General features: G+C 47.2%; 19 protein-coding genes and 1 pseudogene. All 20 read left to right on the top strand.

Going from position 1 to position 12,978, the window contains the following annotated elements:
• Nucleotides 1-104: 104 nt before the first annotated feature.
• A pseudogene (locus ACESTK_RS17740) lies at nt 105-233 on the top strand (Maff2 family mobile element protein); the annotation flags it as partial.
• Nucleotides 234-412: 179 nt separating this feature from the next.
• On the top strand, nt 413-772 hold the full coding sequence (locus ACESTK_RS17735) for a PadR family transcriptional regulator (protein ID WP_015534245.1): 360 nt from the start codon (nt 413-415) through the stop codon (nt 770-772).
• A complete protein-coding gene (locus ACESTK_RS17730; protein WP_117946835.1) occupies nt 769-1,227 on the top strand; it encodes a DUF1700 domain-containing protein in 459 nt (152 codons plus the stop codon). Before ACESTK_RS17735 ends, ACESTK_RS17730 begins: the two co-directional genes overlap by 4 nt.
• A gap of 3 nt (nt 1,228-1,230) precedes the next feature.
• Nucleotides 1,231-1,674 (top strand): DUF6591 domain-containing protein, encoded by a 444-nt coding sequence (locus ACESTK_RS17725; protein WP_117946834.1) that lies wholly within the window; start codon nt 1,231-1,233, stop codon nt 1,672-1,674.
• 169 nt (nt 1,675-1,843) lie between these two features.
• Nucleotides 1,844-2,266 (top strand): sigma-70 family RNA polymerase sigma factor, encoded by a 423-nt coding sequence (locus ACESTK_RS17720; protein ID WP_117946833.1) that lies wholly within the window; start codon nt 1,844-1,846, stop codon nt 2,264-2,266.
• Nucleotides 2,259-2,471 (top strand): helix-turn-helix domain-containing protein, encoded by a 213-nt coding sequence (locus ACESTK_RS17715; RefSeq protein ID WP_117946832.1) that lies wholly within the window; start codon nt 2,259-2,261, stop codon nt 2,469-2,471. Before ACESTK_RS17720 ends, ACESTK_RS17715 begins: the two co-directional genes overlap by 8 nt.
• A gap of 502 nt (nt 2,472-2,973) precedes the next feature.
• Nucleotides 2,974-3,372, top strand: a complete 399-nt coding sequence (locus tag ACESTK_RS17710; protein ID WP_118515678.1) for a plasmid mobilization relaxosome protein MobC — start codon at nt 2,974-2,976, stop codon at nt 3,370-3,372.
• Nucleotides 3,344-4,966 (top strand): relaxase/mobilization nuclease domain-containing protein, encoded by a 1,623-nt coding sequence (locus ACESTK_RS17705; protein ID WP_270497480.1) that lies wholly within the window; start codon nt 3,344-3,346, stop codon nt 4,964-4,966. The genes ACESTK_RS17710 and ACESTK_RS17705 overlap by 29 nt, the downstream gene beginning before the upstream one ends.
• 184 nt (nt 4,967-5,150) lie before the next feature.
• A complete protein-coding gene (locus tag ACESTK_RS17700) occupies nt 5,151-5,363 on the top strand; it encodes a hypothetical protein (RefSeq protein ID WP_005927784.1) in 213 nt (70 codons plus the stop codon).
• Entirely contained in the window at nt 5,353-6,102 is a 750-nt protein-coding gene (locus ACESTK_RS17695) for a phage replisome organizer N-terminal domain-containing protein (RefSeq protein WP_373120378.1), read from the top strand. The genes ACESTK_RS17700 and ACESTK_RS17695 overlap by 11 nt, the downstream gene beginning before the upstream one ends.
• Nucleotides 6,099-6,956, top strand: coding sequence for an ATP-binding protein (locus ACESTK_RS17690; protein WP_118371691.1), 858 nt, complete (start codon nt 6,099-6,101; stop codon nt 6,954-6,956). The genes ACESTK_RS17695 and ACESTK_RS17690 overlap by 4 nt, the downstream gene beginning before the upstream one ends.
• Entirely contained in the window at nt 6,953-7,141 is a 189-nt protein-coding gene (locus tag ACESTK_RS17685) for a transposon-encoded TnpW family protein (RefSeq protein ID WP_002569233.1), read from the top strand. Before ACESTK_RS17690 ends, ACESTK_RS17685 begins: the two co-directional genes overlap by 4 nt.
• Nucleotides 7,142-7,252: 111 nt before the next feature.
• Entirely contained in the window at nt 7,253-8,863 is a 1,611-nt protein-coding gene (locus ACESTK_RS17680; protein WP_173841930.1) for a recombinase family protein, read from the top strand.
• Between the two features lie 203 nt (nt 8,864-9,066).
• On the top strand, nt 9,067-9,414 hold the full coding sequence (locus tag ACESTK_RS17675; RefSeq protein ID WP_055307239.1) for a TnpV protein: 348 nt from the start codon (nt 9,067-9,069) through the stop codon (nt 9,412-9,414).
• A gap of 14 nt (nt 9,415-9,428) precedes the next feature.
• Entirely contained in the window at nt 9,429-9,710 is a 282-nt protein-coding gene (locus ACESTK_RS17670) for a hypothetical protein (protein ID WP_055307238.1), read from the top strand.
• A 686-nt stretch (nt 9,711-10,396) separates the two neighbouring features.
• A complete protein-coding gene (locus ACESTK_RS17665) occupies nt 10,397-10,696 on the top strand; it encodes a hypothetical protein (protein WP_370814238.1) in 300 nt (99 codons plus the stop codon).
• A 23-nt stretch (nt 10,697-10,719) separates the two neighbouring features.
• Nucleotides 10,720-11,130 carry a single-stranded DNA-binding protein gene (locus ACESTK_RS17660; RefSeq protein WP_055307236.1) on the top strand — a complete coding sequence of 137 codons (411 nt, stop codon included), beginning with the start codon at nt 10,720-10,722 and terminating at the stop codon, nt 11,128-11,130.
• A gap of 146 nt (nt 11,131-11,276) precedes the next feature.
• A complete protein-coding gene (locus ACESTK_RS17655; protein ID WP_005341250.1) occupies nt 11,277-11,483 on the top strand; it encodes a helix-turn-helix transcriptional regulator in 207 nt (68 codons plus the stop codon).
• A 348-nt stretch (nt 11,484-11,831) separates the two neighbouring features.
• Nucleotides 11,832-12,458 (top strand): alpha/beta fold hydrolase, encoded by a 627-nt coding sequence (locus ACESTK_RS17650; RefSeq protein WP_055307235.1) that lies wholly within the window; start codon nt 11,832-11,834, stop codon nt 12,456-12,458.
• An 84-nt stretch (nt 12,459-12,542) separates the two neighbouring features.
• Nucleotides 12,543-12,887 carry a DUF2116 family Zn-ribbon domain-containing protein gene (locus ACESTK_RS17645; RefSeq protein WP_055307234.1) on the top strand — a complete coding sequence of 115 codons (345 nt, stop codon included), beginning with the start codon at nt 12,543-12,545 and terminating at the stop codon, nt 12,885-12,887.
• Nucleotides 12,888-12,978 lie beyond the last annotated feature (91 nt).

The raw sequence follows: 12,978 nt of genomic DNA, 5'->3' as shown, positions 1-12,978 counted from the left end.
TGCTTAGTGTAGCACAAAAGGCAGGGTTTATATAGTGTTTTCTTCCCTTTCTGGAAAAAATCTAAGAAAGGACTGGAAAATGTAAGTTTTCCAAAGGTACACTTATGGCATTTTTTACAACGGCAATTACGACCTTAAAAACATTGGTTTGTGCGATCGGAGCCGGACTTGCAGCCTGGGGAGTGATCAATCTGCTGGAAGGATATGGAACGGACAATCCGGGTGCAAATGCTCATGTGCCATAAAGTAACACACAAGAATTTGATAGACAGCAGCCCATTATTCCGATATTGCCTTACGCACGCATCTTGTAACTTTTTCGTTAAGACTATTGACTCTGATACCTCGAAAGAGATATAATATAGTTGCTACTTAGCAAGCCTAAGTAGCGAAACTAAAGAGAGGCGACGATATGAATAACAAATATGTCCAGCAATTCAAAAAAGGCTCTCTGGAAATGATACTCTTATGCCTAATCGGACGCAAGGAAACTTATGGATATGAAATTATAACCGAATTGAACAATAGTGCGTCTGTTTTGGGATATGCGAAAGAGGGAACCATTTACCCTATTCTGTATCGTTTACAGGAAGCAGAACTAATCAAATGCCGATTGGCTCCGGCTGCGGCAAATGGCGGCTCAAAAAAGTATTATTCTTTAACTGATAAAGGCAGGAATGTACTTGATGAACTAATCTTATTTTGGTCAAGCTATGAAAACTGCGTAAACGGCTTTATAGAAAGTTATCAACAAGCGAGGGTGTCCAAATGAAAGAACAATATATCAAACAGGTTGAAAAGGAACTATCTTTACCACGCAAAATGAAAAAAGAGGTTGTGCGTGACTTGAATGAAGTTTTTGCGTCTGCTATGGAGCATGGAGAAACAGAGCAACAGGTTATCCAACGTTTGGGCACACCAAAAGAATTTGCAGACAGCACCGCAGAACAGTTTGGCATTGATAACACCACATTGAAAAAAAGGAACGGTATCATTTCTACTCTTGTTGCGCTTGTTATCGCGGTTGCTGCCTTTTCGGTATATGCTGTTGCACAATCAGGAAAAGTACCAGAAGGAGCAATCGGACAGGCAGACGCGACAACAAATATACAGATTGAGGGCGCATTTGCCTTTGATGTTTCACAAATCCTTTTGACTATTGGGTTTGTAGCAACGGCTATTGCTGTTTTGTTAATTATTAGAACCATACACAAAAACAGGAGGTAACCAATGAAGAAGTATATTTCTGTATTCGCAATCATGCTTATGATTTTTTTGGCTGCGTGTTCTAATCAAAATATCTCATCTGCACCAACCAGCAATGAGAGCAATACACAATCTAACAGTGTTACAAAATTGGAAGAGGGCGTTTGGCCTGCGAATGAGTACACGGAGGGGCTTCCTGTTCCGCCTGGTACGGTTGCATGGGCTACACTTGATACAGAACATGGGAATTGCAGTATCAACCTTACCGGCGTTAGCGAAAACGACTATAACGAGTACATGGAGATTTTGAACCAAGAAGGCTTTTCCGTAATTGAAAATGTGTCAGAGGAAATCGAGGGAGAAAACTATGTTTCTATCGGAACACTTTTGTCAAATGAAGAAAAGTGGATAAGCATCAGCTATGTTCCAGACAGTTTCGGTATCTACATTTCTTTTGTCAACAACTGAATGAACATAACGAAATAGCAAAGCCAGTCGAGCCAGTCAACGGTTAAGATGAACGGCGCATACGCGCCGCCGTTGACAGCCCCGCCCGCCTTTGCTGGCAGGCAATCAAGGGGTGGACAGCAAGGAGTGCTGCCCGCCCCGTACTATTATTCAGAGAGGGGGAATTTCCATGACCGAGATTGAAGCCTATCAAGAGTATATCCGGTGCAAGCACAACGCCTTTTGTAAAGCCGTTATTCGGTATGCCGCCATCGGGAAAATCATACGGCTGCGGCAGAAATGGGAACGGGAAATTTCCCTTGACTATCTGACAAATGAGAAGTTTGTCCAGTTTGCCGAGCCGGAGCCGGACGAAGAACACCCCTTTATCGTCTGCGGCCAGACCGTCCTGCTCTGCAACGTCACCCTTGCCGCTGCACTCTCGACTTTGCCGGAACAAGCGCAGGAAGAAATCTTCCGCTACTATTTCCTGCACCAGCCGCAGCGCGTGATCGGTGCGTACTTTGGTCAAACACGCAGCACAGCGGGGCGGCATATCCAACTTGCCTTGCAGCGGTTACGGGAGGAAATGGAGGTGAGCCGCCATGAGTAGGCTACTTCCCTATGAAACCATTGTCAAAGCCCATGAAGGCGACCCGGAAGCCGTGGACGCAGTTCTTTCCCACTATGCCGGATATATCCGATACTTTTCCAAAATGAACGGGCAAGTCAATGCCGAAGTTGAGGACTATGTGAAAGAACGGTTGATTGCCTGTCTGCTCAAATTCCAATTTGACTACCCGCCGGACGAGCCATAAAAACTGAATACTTGCCGCCCACCGGCGGCCATCGAAAGCAGTAAGTCTTGAAAAAGATTTACTGCTTTTTTCTATTCTATTTCCGGCCATTTTGCCCCTTGCCGGTTGCAGTAGTGAGTGAAAAGAAAAATTCTCTACCCCGCCAGTTGCCAAAAAGCTGTTGCCCGGATTACAGGAGCAAAAGGAAATTTGAGAAAATCCCCGTCCAGCGGGTAGATGACGGTCTTTGAAATGTATCTTTAGCGGAAAGGAAAAAAGACCGCCTACAGCGGGCAGCAAAGCCCTTTTCGAGCGTTATATTAGCGGAAAATGAGAAGCCCCCATATGCGCCGGGGTTTGCAGTTACGGAGAGCAAGTTTCTACCACGGTGCCAAAATCCGCAATTCTGCGGTTTTTGCCCCTCGCGGGAAACTTGTTGGGGAGTGCCTTCCCCAAACCCTGCTTTGCGGCTTACGCCGCTTATCCCCGCCGCGCTCATGCGGCAAGAAAGGAGGTCACGACCATGCGAAAGAAATACAACACGCCCCACCGCAGCCGCGTTGTGAAAACCCGGCTGTCCGAAGATGAATACGCCGACTTCACAGCGCGGCTTGCGCCCTATGGTATCAGCCAGTCCGAATTTCTCCGGCAGGCGATACGGCGGGCGACCATACGCCCCGTAATCCATGTGTCGGCGGTCAATGATGAACTGCTTTCCGCTGTCGGGAAGTTGGCCGCCGAGTACGGCAGGATCGGCGGCAACCTCAACCAGATAGCCCGGTATCTGAACGAGTACGGCGCACCTTACAATGCGCTGTCCGGCGAGGTACACGCCGCCATAGCCGACCTTGCCGCCCTCAAGTATGAAGTCCTCAAGAAAGTAGGTGACGCGGTTGGCAACACTCAAGCATATCAACTCTAAAAACGCCGACTACGGAGCCGCCGAACAATACCTGCTTTTTGAGCATGACGAGTTTACCATGAAGCCCGTCCTTGATGAATCCGGCAGGCTTATCCCCCGCGAGGACTACCGGCTGTCCACGCTGAACTGCGGCGGGGAGGATTTTGCCATTGCCTGTATGCGGGCAAATCTCCGCTATGGAAAGAACCAGCGGCGGGAAGATGTGAAAAGCCACCACTACATCATCAGCTTTGACCCACGGGACGCAGCGGACAACGGCCTGACCGTAGACCAGGCGCAGGCGTTGGGTGAGAAGTTTTGCGCCGAGCATTTCCCCGGCCACCAAGCCCTTGTATGCACCCACCCGGACGGCCATAACCACAGCGGCAATATCCATGTGCATATCGTCATCAACTCCCTGCGGATTTACGAAGTCCCGCTTCTGCCCTACATGGACAGACCAGCCGACACAAGGGAGGGCTGCAAGCACCGCTGCACCAACGCCGCTATGGAATATTTCAAGAGTGAAGTCATGGAAATGTGCCACCGGGAGGGGCTTTACCAAATCGACCTCTTGAACGGCAGCAAGGAACGGATAACGGAACGGGAATACTGGGCGGCAAAGAAAGGGCAGCTTGCCCTTGATAAAGAGAACGCTGTCAGAGAAGCCGCAGGACAGCCGACCAAGCCCACCAAGTTTGAAACGGACAAGGCGAAGCTGCGCCGGACGATACGGCAGGCACTTTCCCAAGCTGGCAGCTTTGACGAGTTTTCTTCCCTTTTGCTGCGGGAGGGCGTGACCGTCAAGGAGAGCCGGGGGCGACTTTCCTACCTCACGCCGGACAGGACGAAGCCTATCACAGCCCGGAAGCTGGGGGACGATTTTGACAAGGCTGCTGTCCTTACCCTGCTCACGCAGAACGCCCGCAGAGCCGCCGAACAGACCACAGCCATACCCGAATACCCCTACACCCAAAAGGAACGCTTGCGGGAGGAAAAAGCCGCAAAAACCACCCCGGCAGACAACACCTTGCAGCGCATGGTTGACCGGGAAGCCAAGCGAGCCGAGGGCAAGGGCGTGGGCTATGACCGCTGGGCGGCAAAGCACAACCTAAAGCAGATGGCAGCTACCGTTACCGCCTATCAGCAGTATGGCTTTTCTTCCCCGGAGGAACTGGACGAAGCCTGTTCTGCCGCTTATGCCGCCATGCAGGAAAGCCTTACGGAGCTGAAGCAGGTGGAAAAGACGCTGGACGGGAAAAAGGAGCTGCAACGGCAGGTGCTTGCCTATTCCAAGACCCGCCCTGTCCGGGACGGGCTGAAACAGCAGAAAAACGCCAAAGCAAAAGCAGCCTACCGACAGAAGCACGAAAGCGACTTTATTATAGCAGACGCAGCCGCCCGCTATTTCAGGGAGAACGGCATTTCCAAGCTGCCGAGCTATAAAGCCCTGCAAGCAGAGATTGAAACCCTTATCAAAGAGAAAAACAGCGGCTACAACGATTACCGGGCAAAACGGGAGGAATACCGCCGCTTACAGACTGTCAAGGGCAATATCGACCAGATTTTACGCCGGGAGCGCAAGCCTGTGAAAAGGCAGGAACAGGAGCGATAAAAACCACCCCAAAATGTACCCGAACCCATACAGAACAAGGGGGCTGCCCCGTACCCTATCCGCAATACCAAAGGATTTTTTAACGGGCTTACAGGGCAGAAAAACCCCGAAAATGATACCGAGATGATACAGAATTACCGCCGATACCGCCACACCAGCGGAAACGGCAGAAAGGAGCGCACCCATGCCAAGAATGAGCAAGAAACGGCGGCTGGAATGGTCTTTTTTCCTGCGGCAAGTAAAAGTCGGGAATACCACCTGCGACCGTATCACATACAACGACCTCTGCCGGGGCTGTACACATAGCTGCAAGCAGAGCTTCCGGGCGGTTATCATACTCTGCCCCCGCTACTACTCCAAACGCCGGAAAAAGGAGGACAGGGACAATGGCAGATAACCGCAAGTATTACTACCTCAAGCTGAAAGAGAACTTTTTTGACAGCGACTCCATTGTGCTGCTGGAAGATATGAAAGACGGGATTTTATATTCCAATATCCTCTTGAAGCTGTACTTAAAATCGCTGAAAAACGGCGGGAAGTTGCAGCTTGACGAGCATATCCCCTACACAGCGCAGATGATAGCGACACTGACCCGCCACCAGATAGGGACGGTTGAAAGGGCTTTAGAGATTTTCCGGCAGTTGGGGCTTGTGGAGCAGCTTGACAGCGGGGTTTTTTATATGACCGATATTGAGCTGATGATAGGACAGTCCTCTACCGAAGCCGAGCGGAAACGGGCTGCAAGACTGGAAAACAAGGCACTTTTACCGCCCCGGACAAAAGGCGGACATTTGTCCGACATTCGTCCACCAGAGATAGAGATAGAGTTAGAGAAAGAGATAGAGATAGAAAAAGAGAGAGAGGGAGAAACGGGACACCCCGTCCCCGCTGCTTATGGCAGATACAACAATGTGATACTGACCGATACAGAGCTTTCCGGGCTGAAAACAGAGCTGCCCGACAAGTGGGAGTATTATATTGACCGGCTTTCCTGCCATATCGCTTCCACCGGGAAGCAGTACCAGAGCCATGCAGCCACCATTTACAAGTGGGCGCAGGAGGACGCTGCCAAAGGCAAGGCTGCCCCGAAACAGGGCATACCCGATTATTCATGTAAGGAGGGCGAGAGCTTATGAAAAACGAGATTGAAGCTATGATTACGGATATTACAACCACTACCGCCGAAGCGGAGGACTACACAGGCGAGGACGGGCTTTTATACTGCGGCAAGTGCCATACGCCCAAAGAAGCCTACTTTTCAAAAGAAACCGCCCAATGGTTAGGGCATGACCGACACCCAACAGACTGCGACTGCCAGCGGGCAGCCCGTGAAAAGCAGCAAGCCGCCGAAAGCCGACAGAAGCACCTTGAAACAGTGGAGGACTTGAAACGCCGGGGATTTACCGACCCTGCTATGCGGAATTGGACATTTGAGCATGACAACGGCAGAAACCCGCAGACCGAAACCGCCCGCTTTTATGTGGAGAGCTGGGAAACCATGCAGGCTGAAAATATCGGCTACCTGTTTTGGGGCGGCGTGGGGACAGGAAAAAGCTACCTTGCTGCCTGTATCGCCAACGCCCTTATGGAAAAAGAGGTTGCCGTTCGCATGACAAACTTTGCAACGATACTCAATGACCTTGCCGCCAGCTTTGAGGGCAGGAACGAATATATTTCCCGCCTTTGCAGCTACCCCCTGCTGATACTTGATGATTTCGGTATGGAGCGAGGGACAGAATACGGGCTGGAACAGGTTTACAGCGTGATTGACAGCCGTTACCGAAGCGGCAAGCCGCTGATCGCCACGACCAACCTCACGCTGGAGGAATTGCAGCACCCGCAGGACACGCCCCACGCCCGTATTTATGACAGGCTGACTTCCATGTGCGCCCCCGTCCGCTTCACGGGCAGCAACTTCCGAAAGGAAACCGCACAGGAAAAGCTGGAACGCTTAAAGCAACTGATGAAGCAGCGAAAGGAGAGCCTATGACAGAAACGAAACAGACAAGCACCACCAAAACAGACCGCCGCCCGGACTGTGTAACGGAAATCCGCATGGGCAACTCCGTCCTTACCGTTTCCGGCTTCTTCAAGCAGGGCGCAACCGACACCGCAGCCGACAAGATGATGAAAGTGCTGGAAGCGGAAGCTGCTACACAAAAAACGGCGATTTGACCGACCATAAAGAAGCAGATTTGACGCTTTTGCCGCTATACAGACAGCCGCCCCATGTGGTACAATCAAGGTACGGAATAGTGGGGCTGGCTGTCGGAAACGGAGGATTTTATGTTAAGACAGACCAACCAACAACCAATTACCGCCCTTTACCCAAGACTTTCCCATGAGGACGAGCTGCAAGGCGAAAGCAATTCCATTTCCAATCAGAAGCGTATCCTTGAAACCTATGCGAAGCAGAACGGCTTTTCCAATCTGCGCTGGTACACGGACGACGGTTATTCTGGTGCGAACTTTCAAAGACCCGGTTTTCAAGCCATGCTTGCAGACATTGAAGCCGGAAAAGTCGGGACAGTTATCGTAAAGGATATGTCGAGGTTAGGGCGAAACTACCTGCAAGTGGGAATGTACACAGAAATGATTTTCCCACAGAAAGGTGTCCGCTTCATCGCTATCAATGACGGAGTGGACAGCGCACAGGGCGACAATGACTTTGCCCCTCTGCGGAATATTTTTAACGAATGGCTGGTGAGAGATACGAGCAAGAAAATACGGGCGGTAAAACGCTCAAAAGGCATGAGTGGCAAGCCCATCACAAGCAAGCCTGTGTATGGCTACCTCATGGACGAGGACGAAAATTTCATTATTGACGAGGAAGCCGCACCCGTAGTCAAGCAGATATACAACCTCTGTCTTGCTGGGAACGGTCCGACCAAGATAGCCCGTATGCTCACAGAGCAGCAAATCCCTACGCCGGGAACGCTGGAATACCGCAGGACGGGACACACCCACCGTTACCACCCCGGCTATGAGTGCAAGTGGGCGACCAATACCGTTGTGCATATCCTTGAAAACCGGGAATACACGGGCTGTCTGGTAAACTTCAAGACTACCACGCAATCCTACAAGTGCAGCAAAATCATTTACAATGACGAGGATAAGCAGGCAATCTTTGAAAACCACCACGAGCCTATCATAGACACCCAAACATGGGAACGGGTGCAGGAGCTTCGCAAGCAGCGCAAACGCCCCAACCGCTATGATGAAGTGGGCTTGTTCTCCGGCATACTGTTCTGTGCGGACTGCGGCAGCGTGATGTATCAGCAACGATACCAGACGGATAAGCGCAAGCAGGACTGTTATATCTGCGGCAACTACAAGAAACGCACCCATGACTGTACGGCGCACTTTATCCGCACCGACCTCTTGACCGCTGGTGTACTCTCCAATCTGCGGAAAGTGACAAGCTATGCGGCAAAGCATGAAGCCCGGTTTATGAAGCTCTTGATTGAGCAGAACGAGGACGGGGGCAAACGCAGGAACGCCGCCAAGAAAAAGGAGCTGGAAACCGCCGAGAAACGCATAGCCGAGTTATCCGCTATCTTCAAACGGCTGTATGAGGACAGCGTAACCGGGCGCATATCAGACGAGCGTTTCACAGAGCTGTCGGCAGACTATGAAGCAGAGCAACGGGAACTGAAAGAAAGAGCCGCCGCTATCCAAGCGGAGCTTTCCAAAGCACAGGAAGCCACCGTGAACGCAGAAAAGTTTATGAATGTTGTCCGGCGGCATACCAGCTTTGAAGAACTTACCCCTACTCTGCTGCGGGAGTTTGTAGAGAAAATCGTTGTGCATGAGTGCAGCTATGACGAGAACAAGACCCGCAGACAGGACATTGAGATTTATTATTCTTTTGTTGGCAAGGTGGACTTACCCGAATAACCGCCTGACCTATCCGACACAAGAGCTAAGTGCCGGATAGGAACGGCAAAATTTTTTACACTTCTATTACTTCTTTATCACACATCAGCAAAGTCACAAGGGATAAAACACTTAATGTCTTCTATGTGAAAAGATTTTAAAGGAAAAACGCACATCCTACGCATTTAACATGACAATTTCATGAAAAGCGAAAGGAAAACACTATGAAAATCGAATACACAAAAGTTGGAGACTACTATTTACCGAATCTTTATTATCCGGAGGAAACCAGACCGATCGGCTGTTGGGGAATGTTTCGGAAGGAATATCTGAAAGAACATAAATCTGGAACTTATACATATCTTCTTCTGACCGCCAGACTGGACAGCTACCTGGCAGATCTGAATGAACAGGCACAGGAACGCTTTGAGCTGATTGAAGCTCAAATACGAAGTGCGGAGGGAGTTACCGAGGAACTGAAGAGACAGAATCCTATGGAATGGGTACGCCACTGCAACAATATCCGCAACCGGGCTGCTGAAATCATCAAGCAGGAACTGATTTATATATAAGGGGGATTCCGGATATGAGAAGAGAATTGATTGAAAGTTATTATGAAGAATACCAGCAGGAACTGGAAAGATTTCTTGAATCTGATCCAGAGATGTTTTCTCTGGAAGCAGAAATTCATCATTACATAGATATACTGGAACCAGTCCTCAGAGATGCCGGACAGGAGATGTGGCAGGCATTGGACAGAATTATTTCAGCGAAAAATGCCATGGAAGGGATTGTGGCAAAAGAAATGTATATCCGAGGATTTCTGGATTATGAAAGGCTGGTGTGTGAGAAAGACAGTAAAATTTAAATATTCATCTTACAAGCACTGACTGTAACGGTCAGTGCTTCTTTTTTGTTTTTTTTAAAATCATCTGACATTCTTCAAGTCCCCACGTGTGATTAGTAAGAAAAATAAATTTTTCTGCGAAAGTACCGTCCAAACACCCTCTGAACCTTGCAATTAGTGAGGGAATAGTTCATTTTTGCGAAAAAAACTTGCAAAAGGGGGTTGGTAAATACACTTTCAAAAGCTTTATAGGTAGAGGAACAAAATTTTTTCATAATTTTTCAAAATCATGTCCGCTTTTATCTCTCCCAATACAGAGTAAGTGAAGGAGCTAACAAAAGTAAAAGAAAAAATGATAAAAATGCAAAAAAATATCACGAATTTTTTGCATCATGCCAAGTCATTTGACTTTAGTAATCAGAGGACGTTTTGGAATGTTCCTTCGCTGAACCTTGACAACCGATAAGTGCACCCTGGAAGTCTACCAGGAGTTCTGCCATGACCTTTCTTTTACAGAGAGTGAGCGGAATCATAATGACACTCCCGATGATGGGCGGCTGACCAAAGCCTTATGGTCAGTGGCCTGCTGATGCAGGCAGAGGCAGTCTGAGACGACTGCAGATGACAGGGAAACGCACGCCAGACCGCCGGACGAATGAAACTGATAACAATGTTTACAGGGCGAAATGCCTGGAAAGGAGCAGTTTATGACAGAACTGAAAATGAAAGAAATGCAGATAATCCACTGGTTTGGATGCCCGAATCTGAACTGTACAAAGAAAAGAATCCATCTGGCAGCTATGCTTGCAACGGATGCAGAAATGAAAAAGAATCTTTACAAGGTATGCAGATTCCTCACAAGAGAAGAAATCGCATATCGGTATCCGAGCATATATGAAATGATTCGGAAAATGTTTTCGCCGGATGATACTAATCCACCGGACGCATGTGCAATGTTTATGCCGGACAATGAACCAGATGATGAAGAATATGCAATGGCAGCGTAGCTGCGGAAAGGACAGTAGCGATTATGAATAAAGTGATTTTAATGGGAAGACTGACAAAGAATCCGGAGATCAAATATGCCGGAAAAGATAATGATATGGCAGTAGCAAGATATACACTTGCGGTAAATAGAAGATATAAACGTGACGGAGAACAGGAAGCAGATTTTATTTCCTGTGTCACATTTGGAAAGAGTGCAGAGTTTGCACAGAAATATCTTCACAAGGGAACGAGAATTGTGATCGGAGGTCGTATCAGCACCGGTAATTATAAGGATAAGGACGGGAAAACAATTTACACCACAGATGTGATTGTGGAAGAACATGAATTTGCTCAGAACAAGGATAACGGTGCCGGTGCAGATTCGTCAGAAACACAGAAAACAGATAAGGACGGATTTATGGAAGCACCAGAAGGAGAGGTTCCATTTGACTAAACCGGGATAAATGGTTGGAGAGGCTGCTCTTTGCCGGGGCATTCTCTTTTCCATTTTAAAGAAGAAATCAAAAATTACAGGTATTCAACCTAACGAAAACGTGATATAATCAAAATATGGTTGAATGAGAAATATGGAGGTAGCTTATTGGCGTAAGTTATAACAGATTATGGAAAATGCTCATAGATAAAAATATGAAGCGGATAGAGATGCAGTACCTCACTGGGATCAGTGGTAATATTCTTGCCCGGATGGGAAAAAACCAGTATGTATCAATGGAGACGATTGAGAAGATATGCAAGAAGCTGGACTGCACTGTTGATGAGATGATGGAATTTACAGATGATGAATAACAGGAGCAGATATGTCAAATTATTAAATCTGGCAGAATGCTTCAGAAGTCGAAAAAAGAAATTGAAAAAAGATAACATGCCGGATACGGCATAATTCTCTTGGCAAAGCTAAGAGCGCACTTCTATACATGCAATTTCATCTGCCTGTATCGTGCGACCTGCGGTGCTGCTCCCGGTTTTGAGAAATCTCAATCCGGGAAATACAGCGAAATCAGAGATTTCGTACAAGGGGAGTTTCCCCTTGCGGCACAAGTGCCTATCCCCGATAAAGTTTGTGGCTGAATATTTCAGATACAGACATATAAAGTGATAGAAAGCGTGAAATATAAATTTGAAGGGTGACAATATATGAAGTATTTATATTTGCATGGACTAGGGCAAAAACCAGACAGTTGGAATAGAGTAATAAAAGAAACGAAAGTATCGAAAAGCAGTCGCAGTTTAAGTTTATCAGAGATGTTAGAAGGGAAAGCTGCTACATATAAGGAATTATATTCAGCATTCTCATCAGAATGCGACAAGGAGAATGAAGAAATTGTCTTATGTGGGCTTTCACTGGGAGCTGTTTTGACACTTAATTATGCGATAGACCACCCGGATAAAGTAAAGGCACTCGTATTAATTGCAGCACAATATAAAATGCCAAAAAAATTATTAAAAGTTCAGAATATGTTGTTTCATCTTATGCCGAATTCGGCATTCAATAAAATGGGCTTCAAAAAAGCAGATGTTATTAACCTATGTGGTACGATGGCTGAATTAGATTTCAGCGACTCACTTCATAAGGTGTCTTGTCCGGTATTAATCGTTTGTGGAGAGAAGGACAATGCGAACAAAAAAACTGCAAAAGAACTTTGCCATTATTTGAACAATTCCAACTTCCATGAACTTATGAAAACAGGTCATGAAGCAAACATAGAAGATCCGGAAGAGTTGGCGATCGTGTTGCAAAGATTTTATGATAGTATCAATTAACTTCCCATTTATCGGGAAGTCGCAGAGAACGAAAAATCGGGAGTTATTGAACGGAATTTTGGAAATTATCGGGGGAACATTAGTATGAAGAAATGTAGATATTGTGGCAAAGAACTAAATAGTAATTTTGAATTCTGTAGCAATGAATGCGAAAACAGTTATAGAAAGATAATTGAGAAAGATAGACAGAAAATCAAGTATTTTATGATAGGGATTATTTTAGGGTTTTTAGTTATGTTTTATGGCATTACATTAAACAGCGACTTTATTATAGGAATTGGAATTATAGTAATGGGTATAGATGTTGTTGTGTTGCCATTTACCACTCCAGAAACAACAACTTTTTTAGGATACCGAAAGTCAAAAGTTGTAGGAAGAATACTTGGTATATTACTTATAGCGGTTGGATTATGGGTAGGGCTTGTTTGATTACAAATTCCAGTTGTGCGCCCAGCTAAGGGTGTGTAGTCAAGCCGGTGGGATTCCGGTTTATCCAAGGTTTAGCCAACCAGATAATAGC

The sequence above is a fragment of the Ruminococcus sp. Marseille-P328 genome (genome assembly GCF_964249465.1).
Taxonomy (GTDB): Bacteria; Bacillota; Clostridia; order Lachnospirales; family Lachnospiraceae; genus Blautia_A; species Blautia_A faecis.
The sequence above is the reverse complement of the archived record's forward strand: the minus strand, read 5'-3'. Positions and strand labels throughout refer to the sequence as shown.

Coding starts and splice junctions, on each gene's coding strand:
- ACESTK_RS17735 (WP_015534245.1), top strand. CDS start 413: ATGAATAACAAATATGTCCAGCAATTCAAAAAAGGCTCTCTGGAAATG.
- ACESTK_RS17730 (WP_117946835.1), top strand. CDS start 769: ATGAAAGAACAATATATCAAACAGGTTGAAAAGGAACTATCTTTACCA.
- ACESTK_RS17725 (WP_117946834.1), top strand. CDS start 1,231: ATGAAGAAGTATATTTCTGTATTCGCAATCATGCTTATGATTTTTTTG.
- ACESTK_RS17720 (WP_117946833.1), top strand. CDS start 1,844: ATGACCGAGATTGAAGCCTATCAAGAGTATATCCGGTGCAAGCACAAC.
- ACESTK_RS17715 (WP_117946832.1), top strand. CDS start 2,259: ATGAGTAGGCTACTTCCCTATGAAACCATTGTCAAAGCCCATGAAGGC.
- ACESTK_RS17710 (WP_118515678.1), top strand. CDS start 2,974: ATGCGAAAGAAATACAACACGCCCCACCGCAGCCGCGTTGTGAAAACC.
- ACESTK_RS17700 (WP_005927784.1), top strand. CDS start 5,151: ATGCCAAGAATGAGCAAGAAACGGCGGCTGGAATGGTCTTTTTTCCTG.
- ACESTK_RS17695 (WP_373120378.1), top strand. CDS start 5,353: ATGGCAGATAACCGCAAGTATTACTACCTCAAGCTGAAAGAGAACTTT.
- ACESTK_RS17690 (WP_118371691.1), top strand. CDS start 6,099: ATGAAAAACGAGATTGAAGCTATGATTACGGATATTACAACCACTACC.
- ACESTK_RS17685 (WP_002569233.1), top strand. CDS start 6,953: ATGACAGAAACGAAACAGACAAGCACCACCAAAACAGACCGCCGCCCG.
- ACESTK_RS17680 (WP_173841930.1), top strand. CDS start 7,253: ATGTTAAGACAGACCAACCAACAACCAATTACCGCCCTTTACCCAAGA.
- ACESTK_RS17675 (WP_055307239.1), top strand. CDS start 9,067: ATGAAAATCGAATACACAAAAGTTGGAGACTACTATTTACCGAATCTT.
- ACESTK_RS17670 (WP_055307238.1), top strand. CDS start 9,429: ATGAGAAGAGAATTGATTGAAAGTTATTATGAAGAATACCAGCAGGAA.
- ACESTK_RS17665 (WP_370814238.1), top strand. CDS start 10,397: ATGACAGAACTGAAAATGAAAGAAATGCAGATAATCCACTGGTTTGGA.
- ACESTK_RS17660 (WP_055307236.1), top strand. CDS start 10,720: ATGAATAAAGTGATTTTAATGGGAAGACTGACAAAGAATCCGGAGATC.
- ACESTK_RS17650 (WP_055307235.1), top strand. CDS start 11,832: ATGAAGTATTTATATTTGCATGGACTAGGGCAAAAACCAGACAGTTGG.
- ACESTK_RS17645 (WP_055307234.1), top strand. CDS start 12,543: ATGAAGAAATGTAGATATTGTGGCAAAGAACTAAATAGTAATTTTGAA.